The organism is Methylobacterium sp. ME121 (assembly GCF_000974725.1).
Lineage (GTDB): Bacteria > Pseudomonadota > Alphaproteobacteria > Rhizobiales > Beijerinckiaceae > Methylobacterium > Methylobacterium radiotolerans.
This window is the reverse complement of the sequence record NZ_BBUX01000028.1, coordinates 47,419-70,158: the sequence shown is the minus strand read 5'-3', so window position 1 is coordinate 70,158 and position 22,740 is coordinate 47,419. Positions and strand designations below refer to the sequence as shown.

29 protein-coding genes are annotated in these 22,740 nt (G+C 68.1%); 1 reads left to right on the top strand and 28 read right to left on the bottom strand.

Going from position 1 to position 22,740, the window contains the following annotated elements; genetic code table 11:
• The 10 genes from ME121_RS18170 to ME121_RS18125 form a co-directional block, all read right to left on the bottom strand.
• Positions 1–930, bottom strand: a 930-nt coding sequence (locus ME121_RS18170) for a hypothetical protein (RefSeq protein ID WP_491892848.1), incomplete at its 3' end; no start/stop codon positions are given.
• Positions 931–941: 11 nt separating this feature from the next.
• The gene (locus tag ME121_RS18165) at positions 942–1,487 is read right to left on the bottom strand and encodes a hypothetical protein (RefSeq protein WP_059409397.1); all 546 of its coding nucleotides are present in this window, start codon (positions 1,485–1,487) and stop codon (positions 942–944) included.
• 12 nt (positions 1,488–1,499) lie between these two features.
• Positions 1,500–1,910 carry a hypothetical protein gene (locus tag ME121_RS18160; RefSeq protein ID WP_059409396.1) on the bottom strand — a complete coding sequence of 137 codons (411 nt, stop codon included), beginning with the start codon at positions 1,908–1,910 and terminating at the stop codon, positions 1,500–1,502.
• A gap of 1 nt (position 1,911) precedes the next feature.
• Entirely contained in the window at positions 1,912–2,268 is a 357-nt protein-coding gene (locus tag ME121_RS18155) for a hypothetical protein (protein WP_059409395.1), read from the bottom strand.
• On the bottom strand, positions 2,265–3,755 hold the full coding sequence (locus ME121_RS18150) for a hypothetical protein (RefSeq protein WP_143739287.1): 1,491 nt from the start codon (positions 3,753–3,755) through the stop codon (positions 2,265–2,267). Before ME121_RS18150 ends, ME121_RS18155 begins: the two co-directional genes overlap by 4 nt.
• A gap of 29 nt (positions 3,756–3,784) precedes the next feature.
• A complete protein-coding gene (locus ME121_RS18145) occupies positions 3,785–4,477 on the bottom strand; it encodes a hypothetical protein (protein ID WP_059409393.1) in 693 nt (230 codons plus the stop codon).
• On the bottom strand, positions 4,477–5,943 hold the full coding sequence (locus ME121_RS18140; protein WP_059409392.1) for a hypothetical protein: 1,467 nt from the start codon (positions 5,941–5,943) through the stop codon (positions 4,477–4,479). The genes ME121_RS18145 and ME121_RS18140 overlap by 1 nt, the downstream gene beginning before the upstream one ends.
• Complete coding sequence (locus ME121_RS18135; RefSeq protein ID WP_059409391.1) at positions 5,943–6,320, bottom strand: DUF6950 family protein; 378 nt, start codon at positions 6,318–6,320, stop codon at positions 5,943–5,945. Before ME121_RS18135 ends, ME121_RS18140 begins: the two co-directional genes overlap by 1 nt.
• Positions 6,317–6,901: a hypothetical protein gene (locus ME121_RS18130; RefSeq protein WP_059409390.1), complete on the bottom strand. Its 585-nt coding sequence runs from the start codon at positions 6,899–6,901 to the stop codon at positions 6,317–6,319. Before ME121_RS18130 ends, ME121_RS18135 begins: the two co-directional genes overlap by 4 nt.
• The gene (locus tag ME121_RS18125) at positions 6,901–10,233 is read right to left on the bottom strand and encodes a phage tail length tape measure family protein (RefSeq protein WP_059409389.1); all 3,333 of its coding nucleotides are present in this window, start codon (positions 10,231–10,233) and stop codon (positions 6,901–6,903) included. The genes ME121_RS18130 and ME121_RS18125 overlap by 1 nt, the downstream gene beginning before the upstream one ends.
• A 44-nt stretch (positions 10,234–10,277) precedes the next feature.
• On the opposite strand from ME121_RS18125, the gene ME121_RS18120 reads away from it, so the two are divergent.
• Positions 10,278–10,499, top strand: coding sequence for a hypothetical protein (locus ME121_RS18120; RefSeq protein WP_059409388.1), 222 nt, complete (start codon positions 10,278–10,280; stop codon positions 10,497–10,499).
• On the opposite strand, the gene ME121_RS18115 is transcribed toward ME121_RS18120, so the two are convergent.
• The 18 genes from ME121_RS18115 to ME121_RS18035 form a co-directional block, all read right to left on the bottom strand.
• Positions 10,483–10,857, bottom strand: coding sequence for a phage tail assembly chaperone (locus ME121_RS18115; RefSeq protein ID WP_432442973.1), 375 nt, complete (start codon positions 10,855–10,857; stop codon positions 10,483–10,485). The genes ME121_RS18120 and ME121_RS18115 overlap by 17 nt on opposite strands.
• On the bottom strand, positions 10,845–11,330 hold the full coding sequence (locus tag ME121_RS18110; RefSeq protein ID WP_143739288.1) for a phage-derived protein YdaY family protein: 486 nt from the start codon (positions 11,328–11,330) through the stop codon (positions 10,845–10,847). The genes ME121_RS18115 and ME121_RS18110 overlap by 13 nt, the downstream gene beginning before the upstream one ends.
• Before the next feature lie 73 nt (positions 11,331–11,403).
• A complete protein-coding gene (locus ME121_RS18105) occupies positions 11,404–11,889 on the bottom strand; it encodes a phage tail tube protein (RefSeq protein ID WP_089231520.1) in 486 nt (161 codons plus the stop codon).
• A gap of 71 nt (positions 11,890–11,960) precedes the next feature.
• Positions 11,961–12,422: a phage tail terminator-like protein gene (locus ME121_RS18100; RefSeq protein WP_089231522.1), complete on the bottom strand. Its 462-nt coding sequence runs from the start codon at positions 12,420–12,422 to the stop codon at positions 11,961–11,963.
• 3 nt (positions 12,423–12,425) lie between these two features.
• The gene (locus ME121_RS18095) at positions 12,426–12,701 is read right to left on the bottom strand and encodes a hypothetical protein (RefSeq protein WP_059409384.1); all 276 of its coding nucleotides are present in this window, start codon (positions 12,699–12,701) and stop codon (positions 12,426–12,428) included.
• Between the two features lie 2 nt (positions 12,702–12,703).
• Positions 12,704–13,408: a hypothetical protein gene (locus tag ME121_RS18090; protein WP_059409383.1), complete on the bottom strand. Its 705-nt coding sequence runs from the start codon at positions 13,406–13,408 to the stop codon at positions 12,704–12,706.
• Positions 13,408–14,049 (bottom strand): hypothetical protein, encoded by a 642-nt coding sequence (locus ME121_RS18085; protein WP_245337844.1) that lies wholly within the window; start codon positions 14,047–14,049, stop codon positions 13,408–13,410. Before ME121_RS18085 ends, ME121_RS18090 begins: the two co-directional genes overlap by 1 nt.
• A complete protein-coding gene (locus tag ME121_RS18080; protein ID WP_059409381.1) occupies positions 14,049–14,288 on the bottom strand; it encodes a hypothetical protein in 240 nt (79 codons plus the stop codon). Before ME121_RS18080 ends, ME121_RS18085 begins: the two co-directional genes overlap by 1 nt.
• A gap of 326 nt (positions 14,289–14,614) precedes the next feature.
• Positions 14,615–14,827: a hypothetical protein gene (locus ME121_RS18075; RefSeq protein WP_059409380.1), complete on the bottom strand. Its 213-nt coding sequence runs from the start codon at positions 14,825–14,827 to the stop codon at positions 14,615–14,617.
• A gap of 12 nt (positions 14,828–14,839) precedes the next feature.
• A complete protein-coding gene (locus ME121_RS18070) occupies positions 14,840–15,109 on the bottom strand; it encodes a hypothetical protein (RefSeq protein WP_059409379.1) in 270 nt (89 codons plus the stop codon).
• Positions 15,110–15,250: 141 nt separating this feature from the next.
• Positions 15,251–15,682, bottom strand: a complete 432-nt coding sequence (locus ME121_RS18065; RefSeq protein WP_089231524.1) for a hypothetical protein — start codon at positions 15,680–15,682, stop codon at positions 15,251–15,253.
• Positions 15,683–15,718: 36 nt separating this feature from the next.
• Positions 15,719–16,318, bottom strand: a complete 600-nt coding sequence (locus ME121_RS18060) for a head-tail connector protein (RefSeq protein WP_179240015.1) — start codon at positions 16,316–16,318, stop codon at positions 15,719–15,721.
• 15 nt (positions 16,319–16,333) lie between these two features.
• Complete coding sequence (locus ME121_RS33785) at positions 16,334–16,501, bottom strand: hypothetical protein (RefSeq protein ID WP_179240016.1); 168 nt, start codon at positions 16,499–16,501, stop codon at positions 16,334–16,336.
• Positions 16,501–16,938 (bottom strand): hypothetical protein, encoded by a 438-nt coding sequence (locus ME121_RS18055; protein WP_059409376.1) that lies wholly within the window; start codon positions 16,936–16,938, stop codon positions 16,501–16,503. The genes ME121_RS33785 and ME121_RS18055 overlap by 1 nt, the downstream gene beginning before the upstream one ends.
• A 93-nt stretch (positions 16,939–17,031) precedes the next feature.
• Positions 17,032–18,441 carry a phage major capsid protein gene (locus tag ME121_RS18050; RefSeq protein WP_059409375.1) on the bottom strand — a complete coding sequence of 470 codons (1,410 nt, stop codon included), beginning with the start codon at positions 18,439–18,441 and terminating at the stop codon, positions 17,032–17,034.
• 93 nt (positions 18,442–18,534) lie between these two features.
• On the bottom strand, positions 18,535–19,599 hold the full coding sequence (locus tag ME121_RS18045; RefSeq protein WP_059409374.1) for an HK97 family phage prohead protease: 1,065 nt from the start codon (positions 19,597–19,599) through the stop codon (positions 18,535–18,537).
• Complete coding sequence (locus ME121_RS18040; RefSeq protein WP_059409373.1) at positions 19,599–21,023, bottom strand: phage portal protein; 1,425 nt, start codon at positions 21,021–21,023, stop codon at positions 19,599–19,601. Before ME121_RS18040 ends, ME121_RS18045 begins: the two co-directional genes overlap by 1 nt.
• Complete coding sequence (locus ME121_RS18035) at positions 21,023–22,723, bottom strand: terminase large subunit (protein ID WP_059409371.1); 1,701 nt, start codon at positions 22,721–22,723, stop codon at positions 21,023–21,025. The genes ME121_RS18040 and ME121_RS18035 overlap by 1 nt, the downstream gene beginning before the upstream one ends.
• Positions 22,724–22,740 lie beyond the last annotated feature (17 nt).

Below are 22,740 nucleotides of genomic sequence, written 5' to 3'. Positions count from 1 at the left end.
AGTGACGGAGGATCCATCAACCTGAAGGCCGCCGTCCGCCGTCAGCGCGGATGGAAGCCGGTCGCGGATTGCGGTCAGGAGCGTGGCGAGCCCGGTGATCGACGCGAGCAGCCGGGCCAGCCGAGCGATGACCGAGCCGTCGGCGGCGTCTGACCCGGGATCATCGTCTCCGGGTGCACCGATGCCCGTCGCGATCGTCGCGAGGGCGGTATTCGTGGTGTCCTGGCGAGCGGCAGTCGAGGCGCCGTCCGGCAGCGACGAATAGGGCGAGATGGATGCGGTACTGGGCGGCGCGGCCAGCTTCGCGCCCGTCGTGACGTTGAACCAGTAGTTTGAGATCGGATCGCCGGCGTCGCCGTCCGTCACTACGAAATGATCGAGGTAGTCTCCGGACGAGAAGCCGGTCCCGTCCGCGGTCGCGCGCCACGTCGAGCGGGAGATCACCAACCCGCTGTCGTAGTCCGGTCGGGCGCCAGCACCGGGCGGCGAACCTGCATTGCCGGCCACGTCCGTCCAGGTGATCGTGCCTCCGCTGTCCACCCGGATGAAGCGGACCCCGGTGTCGTCGGCCCAGATGGTTTCCGAGCGCTGCGCTTTGACCGCGTCGCGGATCTCGGTCAGGCGCGTGATTCCAGTGTCCTGCTTGCTCTCGCGAGCGGCGTCCGGCGGGAGATCGTTGATCCCGTCGTCATACTGGATCACCAGCGGATCCGCCGGCACCATGCCATTCGTGTTGAACGACAGCGTGACGACGGAACCCGAGACGTTGGAGGCGACGAGGTCGGGGACGATTGGGCTGTAGATGAGCTGCCCGGTCCTGGCGTTCGCGACGCCGAACAGGCGCCGGAGCTCGAAGTTGGGCGTGCCCGAGAAGTCGAGCGTCCGGTTGGCCGGGTCGAACACCGGGCGGGTGGCGATGGGCTTCTTCATCTGACCGTCCCTCAACCCAGCAGGAGTGCGCTGGCGGCGTAGAATTTCTTGGCGTCGGCAATGGCCGCGGCCATGTCCTGGCGGATGATCGCCTCGCGGGCGTCGGTGTAGGAGGCCGCATCCGGCACGCTGACATCGACGATGATGCTCTGCTCGAGCACAGAGACGTCGAGCACAGTGTCTCCCGGAGCGCCTTGGCCGGGGCCGATCACCTGCACGGCACCGGTAACGTAGGTGCGCCGATCTCCGGGCACTGGGACGCGATAGAGCGACCAGATCACGCTCTGCCCGAGCAGCCTGCGCGTCTCGGCGGGCGTGAACTGCCGAACGAGCTCCGTCTTGTCCGGTCCGACGATCAGCGCGAGCCGATCGCTGTCGAAGGCATCCGAGGTCGTAGAGACGATTCGACCCTTCGCCCAATCGAGTGAGACGACGAAAGCCTCCCCCGCGGCGAGTTGGAGCGGTAGGCGATTGCCCCCGTCCGTCGTGTGTAGGCGAATGGTCAGCGTGAGAGAGTCCCCTGCAACGATCTGCAGGGGAACGACGGCGGGCTGCATAGGGGATCTCCGTCAGGCGTCGGGCGTGATCGCGAGCAAGCCCTTGTTCAACCATGGCGTGCCGGCATCCGGCGGCGGCTCCGTCGGGAGCATGCCCCGCAGCTTGCCCGGAGTGGTCAGCATGTCGACGATGGCCGCGGCGGTGAGCTCCTGAGCCTGCTGCACCACGAGGCGGGCCACGGATTGCACCATGGCGGCGGTGGCGACCCGGGGGCTGTCCTCGTCGGGTTCGGGGGTTGTCGCCAGTGCCTCGCCGAGGTTCGGCCGCGCGAGGAGGTCGGCGATCGTCTTCGAGAGCAGCGCCTCGGCCTCATTCTGGAATCCGAGCGGGAACGGCACCACCACCTCCACGAGGTAGGGCTCGATCCGCGGCACGAGCGCCACGGACGGCGCCGGCAAGACGTTGGCAAGGCCAGCGGCCATCTCAGTCCTCCAGGGCTACGGTGCCGGTCAGGAACGGCACCGGGGCGCCGTCCGGCATCAGCAGGCGGATGCGGGTCGCGATGGGCTGCACGGCTCCCTCGAGTTCCTCCACACGCGCGGCGGAGACCGGGAAGCTGATCACGCCCGAGCGAGGGTCGATGCTCAGCAGGCGGTCGGGCGCGTCGAACTGCGTCCGGACCTCCTGTCCGGTGGGCCATTCGACCGTCCATTCGATCGTGACGCCCGGCACCGGCAGGCGCCGGACCTCGCCCGTGCGCGGATCACGACCATGAAGGATGACGCCGAGATACGCCGTCCCGCCGCGGGGGAATCGGAAGTCGTAAGGAGCCGGCCTCATGGCGTCACCGCGGGGATGCCGTTGTTGTTCCAACGCTTCCCTGACCCTGGCGGCGGCTCCGTCGGCAGGCTCGCCATCCAGGTCTCGTACCCGCTCTCCAGCATCCCGGCGACGACGTCAGATGCCACCACCTCGCGCACGAACACCGCGCCATCGCAGACGAAGCTGTCGGCATCAGCGGCAAGTTGCGCCGATGTCCGCACATACCGGCCGCCGCCACCATCGCCGGCGAACTTGCGGCCGAGGAGCTCGACGACCTGAACCCCGGCCGGGATGACGGCATAGGCAGCATCGCCTTTCGATCCGAAGGTGAGCTTGCTGGGCGTGCCGGCCTCGCTCTCCAGCACCTGAAGACGAGCCATGAGATCGGCAGATTCCAGCGCCGCGAGCCGCGCCTCGAAGTTCGCGATCGGGGGCGCCAGGACGAACGCCCCGGTCACGTCTTCGACGCTGAGCACCTCAACGTCGGTCAGGGCGTCCGGCCCATACATCGCAACGATGGGCACTATGAACCGGGCAGATGGAGGAGCCTGGAAGGCTGCACCGAGGCCGGCCGATCGAGCGATCAGCGCCTCACATTCCTGGCGGCCGTTGGCAGTCACCAGCGACGGATAGGTCCGGACCGGCACGACCGCGCCCAGCACCCGAAGAGACTGGTCGAGGTAGAGGATCCCGCAGACCACGGCATCCCCCGTCGGATCCGCCGGATTGCTACGACGTTGGACCACGTAGCGGCTGCGATACAGACGCCCGGGCTCCAGAGGGTAGGCGTCGCGCGCGGCTACGATGCCCGGCCCGGACACACGAACGACCGGGCCGTTATCACCAGTCGCCAGCATCTGCGGCGGCAGGAACGGTAGGAGCGGGCGGGGTCCGCCGAGGATCGCGGGATTGGCCGTGAAGGTGTAGCGCAGCGGCGCAGTCCCTGGGCGCCCCGCCGCGGACAGCAGGTCGAACCGCTGGCCGGCGATCAGCGACTGGAGCGCCGTGACAGCGTCCGAGAGAGCCTTGTCCTGCTTGGCGCCGCCCGAATTGATCAGTGCCTCCAGATCCGACACCGCGTCGGCCAGAGCCTGCGCCTGTGCCTGGATCGCATCAGAGCGCGCCTTCTGCTCAGCCGCGTCGCCGCTCGTGCGGGCCGTCGTCTCAGCGTTCAGCGCCTCCCGCAGCGAATCCCCGAGGTCGCTGATCGCCCGGCGAATTGGCTGGATCGCCGTGGCGATCGCATCGTTGCGGGCATTCGCCTCGGCGTTGATGCCATCCTGCCGGGCGCGTCCCTCCGCCTGATCACCGTTGGCACGATCCTGTGCGAGGCCCGTGTCCGCCGCTTGGCGAGCGCGAGCCTCAGCGTTGACCGCATCCTGCGTGTTCGCGAGGGCCTGCTGCAGGTCAGCGATCCTAGACGCCGCCGTATCGACGGCATCACACACCGCCTGAAGGCTGGTGTAGAACGATGCTGGGCTGCTCGGATCTGGCCGTGCGACCATGCTAACCTCGCGTCAGACGGTGAAGCGCATCAGACGAAGGCCTCGATGAGATCGAGGGTCACGTCCGAGAGCGGCGAAGTGGTCATGTCGAAAGCCGCCGTGTCGCCGTCTGCGAGTCGCATCAGGCAGCGAGGGGCATCGAAGGACACCGGGGTGCCGGCGCCGTAATCGGCTCGGAGCCACGGGCGGACGGCGATATCGACGACACCGCTTGGCCCCGGATCCGAAACCGGGCTGACGATCACGTGCAGACGGTCACCGATCGACAGGTACTGCCCCCGCTTCACCGTTCCGCCGCGGGCCTTGCTGATCCGGATCGTCGTCGCGTTCATTGCCGCATCGGCCGCGAGAGCGAAACTGATCGCACCGTTTGTGTCCGGGTTGACCGAGAAGCCTGGGCTGACCGCTGCGTTGCGCGCGGCTACGTCCGGGGTGATCGGCTGCCCCGTGATCGGGAAGACGTTCCAGGGCTGGCCCCGATAATCGTAGGGCCCGATCAGGAACGGTGTGCTCTGACCGGCAAGTCCCGCGATGAAGCCTCGCGCCTCGAGGTAATCGTCATCGTCGAGTAGGTGGAACGTCATCTTGGCGCGCCAGCGGCTCGTCGGGCTCGCCACGAATTGCTGCGCACCCTGAAATGACTGGCCGCCGCTGCGGGCAGAGTTCTGCAGGCTCCAGTTCTCTGTCGAGCACCGGAGTCGCGTCGGGAACAGCTCGGCCATCAGTTATAGGTGTCCGGCAGTGGCGGGCGTTGACCTTCCTCGGACGGATCCCAGGCGTAGGCCGAAGCGTCGAGGCTGATCAGATCGAACTTCACGCCGGTGAGCGCATTGCCGGCCATCAGGATTGAGCCGCGCATGATCGCGAAGGTCGTGTTGATACCGAAGGACGGCAGATTCAGGATCACGGTCGGCTCGCCGAATGCCGGCAGGGCGGAGGGCGACAGGCGCAGACCGGTGAGCCGGAACCGCGGGTTGCCCTTCGCCATCGCGATCTTCGCGAGTTGCCGCGACTGGCGATGCGAAGGCGCTCGGACGAAGCTATTCTCTGTCTCGATTACGCCCTGGATCGTTTGGGCTGCGACGTCATCCCAAGGGTCACCCTCGGTCGGCTGATAGTCGTGGAAGGGCGAGAGGTAGGTGTGCTTGATCCGCGTGAAGGTGTTGTAGGCCTCGTCACCCTCCTCGAGCTGATCCCAGCCGAAGATCATGCTCTCGTCGATGGTGAAGGTCGGCGCCTGCCAGCGGCCGCCCCGGACGGCCACCAAACCGCCAGCGTCTTGGTAGAGCTCACCGTCCATCGCCGCGAGGAGGCGACCCAGCACGTCGGATCGCTGCTCGGAATAGTCGTAGCTGCCCCAAGACCGGTAGCGCATCTCGGAGGTGGCGCCGTTCGGATCTGGCGTGATCAGCGGCACCATCTGATCGCAGACATCTGCGAGATCCCGGAAGCTCTGGAGGTTGATCTCCGCGAGCGCCAGGCCGTAGCCGCTCTCGTGCGTCAGGTAGTCGAGCAGCAAGATCGCGGCGTTGTCCGTGTAGGCGTAGCCACCCGTCCGCGGGTCGTAAGAGGGCGCGCCAGCCACCAGCAGCCGAACGTCTGGCGCGCCTTCGGGGAAAACTTGCGTCCCCTTCCGCAGAGGGTTCGCCACCGTCACCGTGTAGCAAAGCCCGTTAAGCTGCATACTCGCGTTCCAGTAGGGCAGCTTCAGCAGCGCGGCAGAGGCCGCCTGATTGTCGGCCCCGTTATGGGCCTCAATCGCCACCTTCCCCTGATAGGCGCTGTCCGGAACGATCCCGCCGACCTGACCGGTCAGGCTCGTTTTCACGTCGCCGAAGTAGTACTGCAGGATGTTGACCTGACCCACACAGTGGATCGCCCCGCGATAGAGCGTTCGGATCTTGTCGTCGTCCCCGCCCTCCATCTTCACCGTTTCGAGGGCGAAGATCACGCCGCCCATCATGCCTTGGCCGAGCACACGGCGGCGCGGCGCCACGGCCTGCCGGACCGTGATCTGGGCGTTGTTCTGCTTCTCGGCCCCGAGGAGCGCCTGGGCGCCGTACTGCAAGCCCAGAGCGCCGACGGTCAGCGCGGTGTAGCCGACGATCTCGCCCGCCGTGATGCCGGCGACGATGATCTCTCCCGCGAGCGCCTGCCCGAGGATAGCCGCTCCGACCGCCGCCGGCATCAGACGCTCCAGGCCACGACGGTCGGGTACTGATCGACCGCGATGCCCTCGGGGCTCTTCACCGCCCAGCCGATGCGGCAGCGGACGGCGAACACAGGCCCGACCACCGGGTGCTCGACGAGGCCGACGTCGCCCGGCCGCGGCGCATCCGTCGTCGCGAAGCCGCACCCGGCCATCAGCTTGCGCGCCATCGCCTCGAAGCCGCCGAGGCGCCGGACGTGCCGCATCGCGCCGAGAGCCGTCCGGTAGCGACCGCGGAGGCTCGCCGCAGGGTCGACGCCGCGGGTCTTCCGACACCAGTCCGCCATGAACAGCGAGCAATCGATCTCGCCCCAGACGAACGTCGCCCCGGCGCCGGCGCGCAAGAAGGCGCTCAAGTCTCGCTCTCGGGGATCTCGGGATTCCAAGGCCGTCTCCGGTTGATCATCTGCGGAATGTCGAACAGGCCGTTGTCGCCGGGGTAGCGGCGCTGCTGGTCGGCGTGTGTGAGGTTGCCGAAGGGTGGCAGTCCGCGGCGCGAGAACTTGGTCTCGGCGGTGAGCTGCGCGGTCCAGGTGTTGGCGTCCGCAGCGCTATGGATCAGGCGGTCCATCACGCCGCGGTAGAGCGTGTAGAGCCCGCCGAGCGGCACGAGGCCGGGCCCGTAGAGCTGAAGGTAGACAAAGCAGTCCCGGCCCTTCACCTCCGCCTTGGCGTTCACAACGTCGTTGGCGATCTCTGGGCCGACGCCGCTGAGCGTGAAGGTCACGAGTGGCGCGACGCCTCCGACGGCGCTCTCGATGTCCGAGACCGAGCCGAGGCCGCCCATGCCCTGCCAGGTGAATCCGCCAGCCGCGAGCGGGCCGAACCCGCCGTGCACCCGCTGCGGCGCCGTCTTGAAGTCGAAGAACGCGAGGATCTCCGCGGTGATCGTGTCACCGCACAGAGCCGCCGCGCCGGCTGCATCAAAGATGCCCATCAGCTGACACGGCCGAAGCGGCGCTGAGCAACAGCCTGCCGCTGCACCATCGTCCGGTCACGGGCGCTGTTGTTCATCTGCAGCGCCTGGAAGATCGAGGCCTGAACCTGTCCTTGCGTGAGCGAAGAGCCACGAAGATCGAGATTCCAAGTGTCGCCGGCGCCCTGGGGCGCAGGCGTGTTCACATTCGCTGCCGGCACGGGCGGAACCGGGCCAGAGATCTGCGGCATGGCCACGAACCCGCCATCGGCGTAGCCGCGCAGCCCGCTGATCCCGTCGAAGAAGCTCCGCCCGTAGCTCTTCACCACGTGCGCCGGCATCACATACTCGCCAGCATGGACGATGCCGGCCGGCTGGTACTTCCCGCCGTCGCCCGTGTAACCGCCCTCGGCAAACCCGAAGAGCTTGCTGAGCGGCCCGCCACCGCTCTTGAACAACGAGCCCACCAGCGAGTCGAGGACACCGCCCAGGAGCCTGTCGCTGATCCTGCTAAGCGCGCTGCTGAAGGCCTTGGCCGCGTCACCACCATGCGACAGCGCCGTGGCGAAGTCGGTGGCCGCGCTGGTGAGGGTGGACCGAGCGTCCGTCAGGTACTGGTTCTGCCGAGACTGGTCGATCACCGCGACGGCGGCCGGCGAAGTGGTATCGCCCACCGTGGACCGGGCGCGGGCGAAGGCGCTCTGATCGTAACGGTCGCGCCCGAGCTGCTCCCGGTCGAAGCCGATGTCACTGGCGAACTGCGTCAGCCGCACCTGCTGCGCCGCGGTCGCCGTCTGCTGAGCCAGTCCCTTCACCGAGGCGGCCAGCGCGTCATTCGCCGGCACGCCCGCGTCGAGGAGGGCGTTGTAGCGCCGGGACGCCTCGGCCGCAGCCTCAAGCGCCAGCCCGTTCTTCCCATAATTCTGGGTCATGTTCTGGAGCTGCTGCTGCTGATCGCGCAGCGCCCGCTGGTACTGGTCCTGCTCGCGGATCTGCGCCCCGGTGGACGGGTCACCCATCTGGCCGGCCCGCCGGAGCACGTCGGCGGCATAGGCTTGGTTCGCCGCCGGGCTCTGGCTGCCATAGTAGTTCTGGATCGCCTTGTTCAGGTCGCCGCCGGCCTGATCCAGCTTCATTGACAGCACGCCCGCGATGCCGGCGGCCCCCTGGCTGGGGTCGGTGCGATCGAACGTCGGCGGCAGGTAGCCCAGACGAACAGCTTCCCGGGCCGTACCAACCGTGACCTGACCGAGGCCATAGGCGGTCGATGCCGGCAATCCGGTGCGGGGATCGATGACCTTGGTCTGCCCGATGTTCGGGTTGCCGCTCGACTCCTTGTCCGCGATGCCGGCGATGATGTTGGCCGGGATCCGCCCGAACTGCTGGGCCGCGCCGATGATCTGCTGCTGCACCGCCGCCGACATGCGCGAGAAGGCGCCACCGATCTGATTCTGCTGGAGGGTGGTGTTCTTCTCCAGGTTCTGGAACAGAAGCTGCCGCTCGGTCTCGATCGACTGCATCTGCTTCTCGAACGCGGACTGATCCGTGTTCGTGGAGGCGTTGCGGAGGGCGTCGAGGCGCTTGTTGGCCGCGTTCTCGTTGATCTGGGCGGCAGTCTGCCCCTCCTGCGTGAAGCCGATGGTGCGCTGCTGGAACTGCGCGGCCCGGATCGCATCGGCATAGGACGAGCCGCCAGCCTCCATGTCCGCGCGAAGCTGCTTGGCCTGGGCGAGCAGCCCCTCCATCGCGCGCCGGGCGTTGCCTTGCTCGTCAAAAGGGATCTTCGAGAGGTTCGTGGCGATGTCCTTGGCCTGATCCTCGATCCGCTTGAGCTGCTCGCTGAAGGGGTTGAGCGACTTGACGATCTCACCGATGCGCAGGCTGGTCTGGTTCGCCTGGGCCTGCGCGCTCGCCGCCTGAAGCTTCCGCTGCTGCTCGAGCAGCTTTTCGAGCTCCGACTGAAGGGCCGGTCGGGTGCTGCTGAACCGCTCCAGGAAGCCCGGCGGAGTGGCCAGCACCTTCTGCAGATCCGCGATCTTGGTCTCCAGATCGCCGCCGGTGACGAAGTGGTCGACGGCCTGGCCGACCCGGTCGAAGGCGTTGGAGATGGTAGCGCCGGCCGCAGCGGTCACTCGCGCCCAGCCGCTCGTCAGCTCCGTCGCGCTGGTGAGCCCCGTCCGGTAGGCGTCGAGGAGCGCCTTCTGCGCGCCCAGCCGATCACCCTGCGCGGCGAGGCGCTGGATGTTCTCCCGGGTGGTGTCGTTCAGGACCGCGAGCTGCTTGTCGAGGATGTCGGCGCCGCGGGCCGGATCCGCGAATGCCTCAGCGAGTGCCTTGGTCGCGGAGGGCACGTCCTGACCCGTGGTCGCCGCATAGTCCTTCACTGACCCGATCAGGCCACCGTACACCTCGGTGCCGATCTTGCCCGTGGCGGCGAACTCGCCCGCCATCTCCCGTGCCGACCGGACCGAGACATTCCCAGCGGCGGCGCTGGCCGACGCGATGGCGTTGATCTGGCCGACAGTGGCCCCCGAGGCGCGACCAACGCCGGTGAGGTTCTGCGCCAGCGCCATCTGCGTCGAGGCGTAGGACTGGAATGCAGCCACGCCAGCCAGCACCGCCGTCGTCACGACACCGAACGCGCCCCCGACGAGCCCGATCCGCGTCGCAAGGCTGGACGCGGCCTCACCCGCCTGGGTGAAGGCGCCCCTGATGCTCGCTCCGCCCGGGCCACCGAACACCTGCGCGATCTGCGGTCCCTGCTGGAACGCAACCGTCGACAGGTTGCTGCCGCTGCCGATCGAGGAGACGATGTCGCCCGCCTGATAGGCCAGGTTCTGGACCTGATCGGCACGGAGTCGGCGGTTCTCGTTCGCAGCGGCAGGGGCGCCGCCTCCACCGAGCGCGCCAAGGCGCCGGCTGGCCTCGATGTTCTCCAGCACCTTGGCGCCCTGGTCGCCGAGCCCGCGCCACGCCGCCTGAATGTCCCGGGCCGATCGCTGTGCTGCCGTCGCGACCGTCCCGTAGCGCTCCTGCAGCATTGTGATGGTGCGGGCGTGCTCCGTCGCCGAGATGGCAGCCTGCTCGAAGGCGCGATCAACCGTCCGCGTGGCTCGCTCAAGCATCTGCTGCTGCCGAACCATCGGGTCGATCTTGGCCAACAGCCGGTCATAGGCGCCCGCGGCGCTCAGCGTGCGGCGGCTGGCGACCTCCGTCGTGACGCTGGCGGCCTCCGCGGCATCGCCCATGCGGGTCTGCGCGGCGGCAACAGCATCCGCATCGGAGCGCACCTTCTCGGCGCCCTCGGAGCGGTACTGCACCGTGATCCGGCGGATGGATTCGATTGTCGGCATCAGGGATCCGTGCGAATCCGCGTCAGGCCGCGAGGGAGAAACGCATGAAGTGGGTCCTGCTGTGGGTCACGTTGGCCGGGAACGGCACGGTCACGAGCGGGTCGGCTGAGTTCGACACCGTGGATGCCTGTTTCGCGGCCCAGCGGGCATACGGCGGGCTGACCTTCGACGTGGGGCAAAGCCGGCTGGCCTCGCCGTCCACGGAGTCGACCTGCGTCAACACCGGGACAGGCGAGAAGCGCAGCGCGATCAAGCCTCGGTCGTAGAGGCGGGCTTCTTGGCGTGCTTCCGGAAGAGGCCGCGGAGGCCCTTCACGTCCGTCATGGGGGTCTGGTTCACGATCTCATTCGGGCCACGCGGGACCCGCTGGCCGAGGTACTCCGCATCCATCTCGCGCATCACGGCGAGGAACCAGGCGTAATCGTCTGGGTCCACGATGCCGTGGTCGCGAGCGAAGGTTCTGATGGATGTCGCTGGGATCCGGCCCTCGGCGCCAAAGCCCAACTGCCGGTCTGTGGTAAGCTCCCAGAAGGCGTGCCAGAGGAACTCGGCGCCGGAGATCAGGAGCGGGCGTTCCAAGTATTCCTCTGGCAGCGGGTGCCCTTCAGCCTCTAACCGGCGGATGTGCTTTGCTTGCGGCGCCCACTCGGTTTGCCACCGGAGGCAGGCGAGGAGTTTCCCACCACGGCCTCGACCCGGTCCGACTCGGCCTCCTCGACCTCGCCGGCGGCGAAGGCGACAGCCTCACGAAACGGCCGGAGGTCCGGATCCAGCAGGAGATCCATCGCCTGCTCCTTCGAGAACGGGAGCGGCTTGTCGTTGTCGTCGGTCAGCCCATCCCAGTCCACCAGGATGTGCTCGACCATGCCGCGGAGCAGGAGGGTGTCGCGAGCCTTCTGCTTGAGCGCGCCGTCGCGCCGGCCGCCCTCACGCTGATCGCGCGGCACGGCAGCCACCTCGCGCGCCATGAACGCGGCATAGTCGGAGTTGCTGAAGCCGCGGACCCGAAGGCGGAGATCGCCCATGCCCGGTATGTCCTTGACCCAAGCCCCCTGCTCGGCGCGAGTCGAATTGATCTTGAGGCTTGAAAGTTTCATGCGTCACCTATGCTCGTCGGGGAAGCTCCCGCGGCCGGGTGGTCAGCCCGACGCGCGAGGATGGTGAGGGCGATCAGGTCGGGTCGACCTCCACGATCGCGGAGTCGATTCCGAGCGTGAAGGCGCGGCGAATTACATTGTCCGAGCTGCCGACGTTACCGCGCTTCGACATCACCAGGGCGCGGAAGTAGTCGATGCCGTCGGTGCCGGTTGGGGTCAGGCGATCCGGGTAGACCACCTTGAACGCGAACTTGTTATTGGTCGCCTCTGCCGCGATCAGAGCCTTCTGGCCAGCATCGGTAGCGACACGAGCCACGGTGAGGGCGAGATCGCCCGCGTCGCGGATGCCCTTCGCCTTGCGCTGACGGCCGTCGTTGAGCGAGGCGAAGTTGACGGTGCTCGACTGATCACCGAACTCGCCGAGGCTCTCGACCATTCCGACCTCGACCCAGCTACCGTCGGGAATTGCTTCATATTCGGTCTGTGTGTCCACGGTCGGCAGAACAGCAGGCCCGATGAAGATTTTCGAACCAGTTGCGGTGGTGATATCGCCTGCCATAACTCTCTCCAGAGATCAGGCCACTGCGGGCCTCGAAGAACCTCGCCCGCAGCGAGGATCACAGCACCGGCTCAGGCGTAGAAGCCCGCGTCGTCGGTGAAATAGAAGTGGTAAGGCACGCTGAACGACACCGGGAAATAGTTACCCTGATCGTTGCGATCGTCGATGATCGGCGTTGACGGCACCCAGGTCTGCACGCCGTCGAACTTCTTGCTGCGGAAGATTGCAGCCAGCATGTCCGTGAGCCGAAGCCCATCCTGCACGCCGAGTCCGCGCTGCGCGTTCACGATCAGGCGGATCGTGCCCTCCTCCCGGTAGTGCCGGGCGGCCAGATCCATCTGCGTGACGTTTGCGATCGGGTATTGCACTTCGGCGAACACGCTGCCGTCCTCGGGCACGTCACCCTGGAGGTTGATCCCGAAGACCGGGCAGCCCGGCAGGTTCACCGCGGCGCGCGCCAGGATCATCTCCGGCGAGCCCCACAGGGTATCGAGCCGATGCTCAACGGCATCGACGACGGCCTTTTGCGGCATGGATCAGGCGGCCTTGAACTCGGTGCCGTCGGCGAAGGTGATACTCGCGACGTCCATAATGACGCCCGACCCGGGGTCGATCATCTGAAAGTGCGGCCGGCCCTCCACCTCAAATTCCATCAGGGCGAGCCGCAACTCGACGCGGATCAAATCATCCGCCCCGAATTCAGGAATGGCGATCCTCTCGACACCATGGACCTCGGCGCCGCTCTCGGCATCCACCACACGGGTGCCAAATCCCATGCCGCCTTGCGAGGCGACCTTCACAGACTTGATCATGGCTACCTGCCCGGGTCGATGATGATGGCCGGCTGACGGGTCAGCCAGTCGGAATGCCGGTCTGGCCGTCCGCCGCGGACGCGCCGTGCGAGCGCTGCGGCCGAAGCCGTCTGCGCCCACGCCCCAACAGCGCCGGCCGGCAGGGAGCGGTAGCCGAAGCCGACATAGGCGACGTTGCCGTAGCGCCGCTTCGCCAGGACCGCGACGCCCTCATAGACACCATCCGGCGCCTGCGGGCTGAGGCCGCGCTCGATCTTCCTCGCATATGGAGTAGCGTTGACGACGGCGTACTGCTCGGCCGGCGGCGGGTTGTACGGATCGGTGAACTCGACACCGTCCGCGAACCACACGTGGCTCTCGTTGTAGCGAGTGCCCGCCGCCTTCGCCCGGCTACCCACCGGCGAATGGATGATGAGTTGCTCGTCCACGTACTGGATCACGTCGAGCAGCAGGTGGAATTCGAAGGCGACGATGCTGTTCGCCTTCACCCCGGACAGGTCGGTGCGCTGGGCGCCGTCCACGAAGGTGTCATGCGTCGGGACGTAGCCGAGGGCGGCCTTGTTGGTCGCCTCGGCCTCCGCCAGTGCCTGCTGCGCTGTAGCCCGAAGCTGCTGCGCCTGCGCCTCGTCGGACAGATCCTCTCTCAGGATTAGCGCGATGTCCCTCTCAATCGGGTCGATCTTGGTCGAGGTGCGAGCCGTCGCCATCAGGCGCCGCTCGCCTGGATGTCGTAGGCCAGTAACTCGCCCCCAACCCGGTGAGTGCTGTCGTCCACCGCTTCGACGGTGAGGGTGCGCCCACGAATGACGAGTCGGTCCGTCGAACCGTTCTTGATCGGCACCGGGAAAGCTGCAGCCGCGACGTCCGGCGCGAACAGGAACACCCGGCGGTTGCCCTGGATCACGCCGCTGGCGAGTTCGTCGGGCTGGAAGCCAGTGACGATGGCCCGGACCTGCGCGTCAATCGGTGCGCCCTGGCCGAGGCGCCGCAGCGTGATCATCTCGCCGCGGCCGTCCATCAGATCCTCGTAGAGGTCCGCCGTCAGCGCGCTCTGCACCTCGATATCGAGATCGTCCTCGGTCCGGGCAGGCGTCTTCACGGTGATGATCTGGAGCACCGCGTCGCCCATCCGCACGCGGTCGCTGGTCTTCAGCGTGATCGCGAGCTCGCTGTTGCGGACCGTCAGCCGGCCGCTCTTGCCCCAGAGCTGAAGGCCGCCGTAGCTGATCGTCGTCGGGCGCTCGAAGCTGTACGCGGCCCACTGCCAGTCGCCGTAGGCCTGATACTCTCCAGCGACGCGGCGCAAGAACTGCACCTGCTGGTTCATGGGGCCGGCAGCAGCGGGCATCAGCGGTTCACCGCGTAGACTGCGACCGGGATGGAATAGGAGGCGCCGATCCCGAGCGCCGGGACGCTCAACACCGCCCGGAAGGTGTTCGCCGCCGTCGGCAGCGCGTGATGGACGGCGTAGCCCTCAGGCAGGCCGGCCGAGGTGGTCGGGTAGACCTCGAGGACGTCGGTAGTGAGCACGCCCGAGCAGGCGATGCCGGTCTTCGAGCGGATCCCGGATGAGACCGAGATCAGCATCGTCTCGCCGATTGTGGCGTTGCAGACGAAGACCGAGGCCTTCGGGCCGGCCGGACCGGTCAGCCCTTGGGGGCCTTGCGGTCCGGCGTCGCCTTTCGGGCCCGTGGCGCCGGTTTGACCCGTGGCGCCCGTGTCGCCTTTCGGGCCGGCCGCTCCGGTTGCGCCGGCGGATCCAGCAGGGCCTGCAGGTCCAGTGCTGCCCTGTGCGCCTGCGGGGCCGGCGGGTCCAGCCGGGCCAGTTGCACCAGCAGGGCCGACATCGCCTTGCGGACCCTTGGCGCCGGTCGCGCCGGTTGCTCCTGTGGCACCCGTGTCTCCCTTCGGGCCTACTGCTCCCGCAGCACCCGCCGCTCCTGTCGCTCCCACCTGTCCAGGAACGCCCTGGCTCCCTTGAGCGCCAGCCGGACCCATAGGGCCGGTCGCTCCATCCGCGCCTGCATCTCCAGCAGGGCCAGCCGGGCCTTGAAGCCCGCGATCGCCCTGAGGGCCTCGCGCGCCATCTGCGCCCGCTGCGCCGGCGTCACCCTTCGGACCAGCATCGCCCTTGGCTCCTACAGCACCCGCAGGCCCTGCCGGGCCAGTGGCTCCGGGATCCCCCTTCGGACCAGCCGCGCCGTTCGCGCCGGGGCTTCCCGCCGGGCCCGCTGGACCGGCGTCTCCGCGCGGGCCGGGGGCACCAGCAGGTCCAGCCACACCATCGACGCCGTCACGGCCAGGAGGCCCAGCCGGGCCGACAGGTCCAGGGCCACCGTCTGCGCCTCGAGCGCCTGCTGCGCCCACATCGCCAGCGGGGCCGGGCGCGCCGGGCTGTCCTGCGTCACCGGGGTCTCCCTTCGGACCGGGCGGACCGGCGGGACCTACGGGGCCCTGGACGCCCTTGAAGCTGTAGCCGATCGGCCGAGCATCGGCGGTACTGGCGATGCCGAGCGCGAGACACAGCGCGATTGAGAGCAGCGCACGCATCAGCCGCCGCTCACGCCGTAGTGCATCTCGGGCGTGCAGGTCGCGCCGGGCGCGCCCACGGTCATCGCCGAAATGAAGTTGGGCCGGCTCGTGCCCATCGTGGCCTCGGTCCGCGCGAGGTAGAGCACCCCAGTGTCCTCGGTGACGGCGTCGCCCGCGCTCATCGTGCCGAGCAGCCGGATGTCCACGTCGCAGGGGTTCACGATGCGGTAGGTGGTGGCTCCGACCGGGCGGTTGATCGGAAAGCTCTTGGGGGTCGGGCCGATGTCCTTCAGCCGTATCGGCGCCGAGTGCAGCCGGCGGAACGGCATGGTCATCGCCGGCAGCGGGTTGTCGACCGTGTAGCCGCCCGGCGGTCCCTTGTAGGGGATCTCCTGGGCCATCAGCAGCGGCACCAGCAGCGCAATGGTGACGGCTTTCCACGTCCTCATCTCGCACCTCTGCATCAGCCGGCGATCGCCGAATGGTCAGGAGTGGTTGGGGCTGACCCGGAAGCGGCCGGCCAGGGCCTTGAGCCCGTACTCGATCTCGCGCGAGACGGTCCCGGTGGCCTCGCGGTTCGCGTACCACTGCCCGACCAGCAGAAGGATCGACTGCTTCAGCGGCATCGGCACATCGGCCGCGCTCGCATGGCCCGCTGTGAAGGTGACGCGATAGGCCAGCGGATTGACGGGGGCTGCCGCGAGATCCGGCGCCGCGGCCGCCAGCCGGGCGATGACAGCGAAGTTGTTCTCGGTCGCGACCACAAAGGCGCCGGTCGGCTCGACCTCGTAGGAGCCGCCGGCGAGCCGCGCCACGCTGACAGAGTCAACGTCCTCAACCGGCCGCAACGGCACCTCGGCCGTCACTTGGATGCCGGGGAGGAACGCCTCAAAGGTCTCGGCGAGGAGGCAGTAGCCGTTCAGCCAGCCGTCCGGGCCGTGCAAGAAGTCGAAGCCGGTGACGATGAGGTCCGAGATCAGCTCGTCCTCACTCGCGTGCCGCACGCGCAGGTGCGCCTTCGCCTTCTCCAGCGTGACGACCTCGAGCTTCGCCTCAGGCGTCAGCGGATCGGAGATGCGACGCACGTCCACGTCGTCGCCTCACTTCGTCTCGTAGCCGCGGCGAGCGCCGGGCACGGCCATCTTGTCCGAGAGCGGACGCGCGAGCTTCTTCGGACGCTGGCGATCGGCGCGGTAGCGCTCGACCTCCGCGTCCGAGGAGCGCGGCTGGCGCGGGGCGTCCGCGCCGTCCTTCTGATCGCCGGCCATCAGCGGGTGACGGTCTGCTGCGTGGTCAGGGCGTTCGGACCGGTGCCGGCCGCCGCGCGCCGGGCGAGTTCGTCCGAGATGATCTTGTCGGCCTGCTCCGCGTTCAGGCTGGCGTCGCTGCCGGCGATCTTCTTGGCGAGCGCGATGCGCTGGAGGTGGTGGTCGTCGTCCCAGGAAGCCGGAATCTCGATGGCGGCCTTGCGCTCGGCGTCCGGGTCCACCTGGACCGTCTGCTGCTGCGCCGGCTGCGCGCTCAGCTTCTTGAGCGGCTCGGCCAGCCCGTCGTTGTACCAGCGGAGCGCCGTGCCGGGTTCGGCGCCGCGGATGTCGCCCTTCCGCTCGGTGATGGTCGGCACCAGGAACGACATCGGCACCAGCCCGGTGTCGGCGTTCTTGAGCTTCTCGAAATCCTCGACCGTGGCCACGTTCTTCGCCATGTCCGTCGTCCCTGTGATGCTGAGCTCGGCGATGACGTCGCCGCTGCGTGCCGCGCGCCAGCCGGAGCCAGCGCGCGGCTATGCGGACGCCGATCAGGCGACGGTGGAGGGCGAACCCGCGCGGACGTGGGTCAGCCGGACCGCGGCCTTGGGCTGGTCGAGGGTCACGTCGTGCTGCATCTCGCAGAGGATCGCGCTCATGTTCTGCTGCCAGAGCAGGACGAGCGTGCCGCCGTCGTCGATGGTCGCCTCGGTGGAGGTCTTCATGGTCATGCCCTCCTCCTCGGCGAAGAGCACGTGCCCGAAGTCGACGAGGCCCAGATCGCCCTCGTCGGTGTTGGCGCCGCCGTTCTCCGCGAACTGGTTCGAGACCAGGATGCGGATGCCCTTCCAGCGCGGGTTCACCGGATCGTCGACGCCCGGGTAGATCTGGTTGCCGTTCCCGTCGCGCATGTCGGCGAGGTACTGCTGGAAGCGGTAGCCCATCGTCCACCGCCAGGTGTCCGACCGGACGATGTTGGCGCCGGTGAGGGCCAGCATCATGCGCGAGGCGATCCGGTCGAGCTCGGCGTAGGTCGGGGCCCGGCTGTTGGCGAACAGACCCGCGGCCGAGCCGTCGATGACGGTGATCCCGTCCTGGTTGTAGATGCCGGTCGGCGTGGCCCCGGCGCCGGTGCCGAAGTACATCGCCGAGTCCATCTTCAGACCCATGACGCGCTGCAGGTCGGTCCGGACGTAGTCCTCAAGCCGGCCGATGGTCCACTTGGCCGCCTCGTTCGTCATGTAGACGATGCCGGCGAGCTTGTGGCTCCGCATGTCGATGTCGTCGAAGGTCGGCGCGCCGACGGGCTTCTTCGCGCCCTCGCCGACGTAGGCCGCGGTCGCCGAGCCGACGCCGCGGGCCTGCCGGTACGTGCCGCCGATGAGCTGCACGCGGCGCGGGTTGCCCTGGAGGAAGGTGGCGGCCGGATAGAGGATCGGGATGATCTCGTCGGCCACCGGCTGCGGCAGCAGCACGCCTCCGCTGACGCCCGAGGCGAGGCCGGCCTTGAAGCGCTGCTCGCGCGCCTTGGCGTCGAGCTCCTTGAGCACCTCGCCGTAGCCTTCCTGCTTCAGCAGGTCGACCGGGCTGATGCGCTCGCCGGAGCCGCTCTCCTGCGACTGCTTGTTCAGGATGGCGGCCTTGGCCTGGGCGGCGACCGGCAGGAGCGCCTTCTGGTAATCCTTCACCGTCTTGGCGGGGGACGCATAGGGACGGCGCTCGCCACCCTCAGCGCCCTCGCCGCCGGCCGGATCGTTGGCGCCCTTGGATGCCGCCGCCTCGATCGCCTGCTCGCGCTCGGCCAGCTTGATCTGCTCCAGGGTGTCCTCGCAGGACTTCAGGCCGTCGGTGTAGGCGGTCCGGTCCTCGGTGGAGGCGTTCTCGGCGAAGGCCTTGGCCTTCAGGTCCACGAGGCGCGCGCGGCCGTCCTTCAGGCGCTGGCGCAGGGTCTTCAGGTCCATGTCATTCTCCCACGACTCGAAAGACCGCGCACCGCACCAGCGCCGGCCTATTGGTGATGCGCCCCGAAGGGCTCCGGTTGGAGGTGCGGCCGGTCAGGCGGCGCTGTGGAGCGCCATCTCCTCGTCGAGGGCGGCCTCGCGGGCCGACGCCTCGAGCAGTGCGTGCCGCGCTTCGAGCGCGGGGATGTCCTTGGCAAACTGATCGCGGAGCTTCTGCTCCGGGGTCGGCTCGGGAGCGGGCTTCTTGCCGTCCTCGGCCGGCTTCGGGTCAGCCTCGCCCGTCTTGCTCTTCAGGCCGAGGGCCAGCAGGACCCGATCCACGACGCCGGGCTCCTTCTCGATCGCCTCGGCGAAGCGCTCGGCCTCGCTGGGCTCGATCGGCGCCAGGACCGGTGCGCCGCCCTCGCCCGCCTTCACCTCGAACGTCTTGCCGCCGAACACCACGGTGCTTTTGGCCGGCCGAGAGTCACGGTGCGCGTCCTCGAACGCCTTGCGGGGCACGATCAGGCCGTCTTTCAGGTCCCAGCAGTCGAGCACCTGCTCGATCATCTCGCGGGACAGCGTGTCGCCCTCGGCTGCGGCCTTGGCCAGCGCGGCAGGGTTGGCCGGGATCGAGCACGGGGAGCACTCGTACAGCTCGGCCTCGTGGATCATGTAGCCCGGGTAGAAGTAGGAATCCCGCTGATCCTCGGGCACCTCGCGGCGCTCAATGGTCTTCGGCATAAAGCCGATCGAGCAGGCCCGGATCGACCCGGCCTCGAGGTGGAGCGCCAGCCGGTCGGCCTGCGGCTCGCCCTTCGTCAGGTTCAGCGTGCCCTCGGTGCGCTTCGGGCGCCCGGTGAGCGTCTTCTGGATGTCCGACCACTGGCCGACCGGCATGTCGCGCGCCTGATGCCCCCACGGGGCAACCGGGTTCTTCTCGAACTGCGCGGTGTCGAGGCCGGCCTGAACCACGATGTCCCGGTCCCGGTCCTCGATCTCGGCCGACATGACGAAGCGGATGGTGCCCGCGTCCTTGTCGAACTTGGCCTTCTCGACCATGGCGGCCGGGAGCGCCTTGAGCACCAGCCCGTCGTCGCGGGCGAAGTGCTTGCGCTCCACGCCGCCGTAGCCACGCGAGCCGAGATATTCGTCGATCGAGACGCGCTTCGAGGCCATCAGGCTGCTCCTGCGGTGTGGACGAGCCGCGGGCCCGCCTTGCCAGCGTTGTTGTCCGGGCTCTCGCCTTCACCGGCGCCTGGCTGTGTCGGGTTCTGACCGGTCGCCGCATGGACGACCTCGCCGTTGGCGTCGATCAGGCTCATGTTGACCGGCACCGTGCGCTGGTCGCCGCCCTTCTTCAGCGGGTTCAGCCGGAACGGCATGACCTCGCGGCCTTCGTCGAAGGTCATGAGGCCGGAGCTCATGCCGGCCTTGACCAGCTTCTCCAGAGTGTCCGGATCGTTCGACATCAGGGCCGAGCGGTCGAACTGGAGGCTGTAGATCGGCCACTGCTCTTCCGGCAGCGAGTGATTCCGGAACTTCGTCTCGATGTTGACCGCCAGCGGCATGAGGCAGTCATTCACGTACTGCCGGTTCATCGCCGACATGTTGTTGTAGGCCACGGCCTCCAGCGCGTAGATCCGGTGCGGCGGCACATCCATGAGGCCACAGATCCGCATGACAGCCTGCGTGAAGCTGTCCTTGCTCTGGGCGTCGACCGAGTTGATCGCGACCGGCTTCGCTGTGAGCCCGGCCTCCAGAAGGATCGCCTCGCCGCTGCTGGTCGCCCGGCGGGCCGCCTCGCGGAGTTGATCCTTCAGCCGGCGGAAGGCGGCCTCACCCTGCTCGGTGGTGGCGAAGCCCTCCTTCGTCTCGAACACCAGCGGCTGCTTGCCGTCGTTGCCGAACAGCTTGGTCTGATAGCGGCCGATCGCGGACAGCAGGTCGAGGTTCGGGCCGCCCAGCGCGAGGTTAGACAGGCCGTTGACACCGTCGAGGAGCCGCCCGCGCAGGTGGATCATCTCGTGCTCGGGCACGATCAGGTAGGTGTCGCCGAGGGCGGCCCGCTCGTATTCGGTCGCGGCCACGATCTCGTAGAAGATGTTGCCCCTGTCGCTGACGCGCATGCGGGCCCGGCCAGGCATGATCGGGATGTACTCCTCGATCGTGTCCTCGCGGTCGCGCGGCGTGTACACGTAGGCGTTCTGCGCCACCTCCAAGTGGAGCACGACCATCCGCCAGAACTCCGGCCACGTCATCGCCGTGCCGTTCGGCTTCGTCATCAGGTGGTAGGCGAGCTCGCCCTTGCGCGGCTCGATCATCTGCCAGCCGCGGCCGTTGCGGCGCCACTGGAGCATCTCGGCCTTGGAGATGTCCCGGGCCTTCACGTCCGCGCACTGGATCAGCAGCGCGAGACCGATGGCGCTGCCCTGGTAGTAGCCCCGGCCGACGCCGAGAAAGCCGAGATCGTCCCAGCCGCGATCGTACATCTCGCGGGTGATGGCCTCGCGCGGGTCCTGCGCCGGGCCGGAGTAGACGAGCTGCCCCGCCTCATCCGACTTGGCGAGGCCCGCCCACATCTCGGCTTCGGTCATCGCCATCAGGAGAATCCGATCAGGCCGCGGTTCATGTAGATTGAGGGCTTCTCGACCTTGATCCCGGCCGCGATGTTGCCGGCATCCGCCTGGAGGCGGGCGGCGTCCGCGGAGATCAGGGCGTCCATGCCGTCGATCGACTGCTTCGAGCCGCGCTGCTCCTTCTTGGGCAGCACGTTGTCGTTGGCGTCCCGGTGACCGACCACGTTGCCGGCCATCCACGATGAGATCGGATTCCCGTCGTGCTGGAAGCGGCTCGGCTCCGCGTGGCGGGTCATGATGTCGTCGGTCGCGTAGGTGATGTGCCGGGCGACCTTCGGGACGATGTAGGCGGTGTAGCCCTCGGCCTCGACCTCACCCATGAGGTAATCGGCCTGGTGCTGGTCGAAGGCGAAGCCGGCCACGTTGTGCCCGCGGATCATGCCGAGCACGTCGTTCCGGATCGTCGGGTGGTGGACGTGGCTGCCCTTCGTCAGGGTCAGGTAGCCGGCATCGGCCCACGCCTGGAATTGGTCCGCGTACCGATCATCCTGGAACCGCGGCGATCGCTCCGGAAGCCAGTACCGGAACACCGCATAGAGGACGTCCTCCACGCAGATCAGGAAGCAGGCCGCGTTCAGATCCGAGTGGCTCGCGAGGTCCACACCCACGAACATCGGGAAGCCCTTCAGGGCGTCCAGCGTAAGCTTGCGGTCCCCGCAGGCGTCCCATTGCTCGACCGAGAAGAGGTTGCCGGCGGCTCGGCTCCAGATATTGAGCCGAGTGCGCTTGTACTCCTGGAGCTTCGCCTCGCTCTTCCGGGCCTCGCGCTCCTCGGTCTCCAGGGAGGTCGGGTTCAGCGAGATCCCGTAGAGCGGGTTCAGCTTCTCGACCACGCCCGGGTCGAAGCGATTGTCCTCGTCGCCCGGGTCGGCCGCGTACATCGCGACGAAGACACGATCCGCGCGCAGCTTGCCCTCCAGCACCTGCTGGTCCGACTTCCAGCCATCGTATGCCGGGCCCGAGGCGTTGCGCCCCGCCGTCGAGATGCCCAGCCACAGCGGCTGCTGCCGGGCGCCCTGCGCGCTCTTCAGCACGCCGATGACGTCCTGGTTCTGCGCGTGGACCTCCTCGGCAAGCACGACGTGCGGGTTGAGGCCGTCGAGGTTCGGCGCGCGGCCCGCGAGGAGCTTCAGCTCGGCGCCGGTGCGCCGGAACTTGATCGTCTCCGTCGTGTCCTTGGCCATCAGCCAGGACCGAAGCTCCTGCTCCTTCTCCAGCGTCTGCCGGATGGCGAGGTACGGGATATCGGCCTGCTTCTCAGAGCCCGCCGCGACGCAGCCCTCGGCGCCCGGCTCACCCTCGTAGTTCAGGCAGTACAGGACGATCCCGACCGAGAGCGCCGTCTTGGCGTTCTTCCGCGGAACCCAGAAAGCCACCTCTCGAACCCAGCGCCGACCGGTGTCACGCTCGCGGAATCCGAAGATCGCCGCCAGCCACCAGCACTGCACCGGCTCCAGGATGATCGTCCCGGCGAACCCCTTGATGTGCGGCAGCGTCTCAATGAAGGCGCAGGCGTCGTTCGCCCGGTCCGCGTCGAAGATGAACTCGCTGCGGGGCTTCTTGGCCTCCTGCAGCATGTGGAGGAAGCGGTGGCAGCCGAGCCGTTCCCAGCGGCAGGCCACCACCGCGCCCTGTACGACGGCCTGGGCGTACCATTCGGCCATGCCGACGTAGTCAGGGA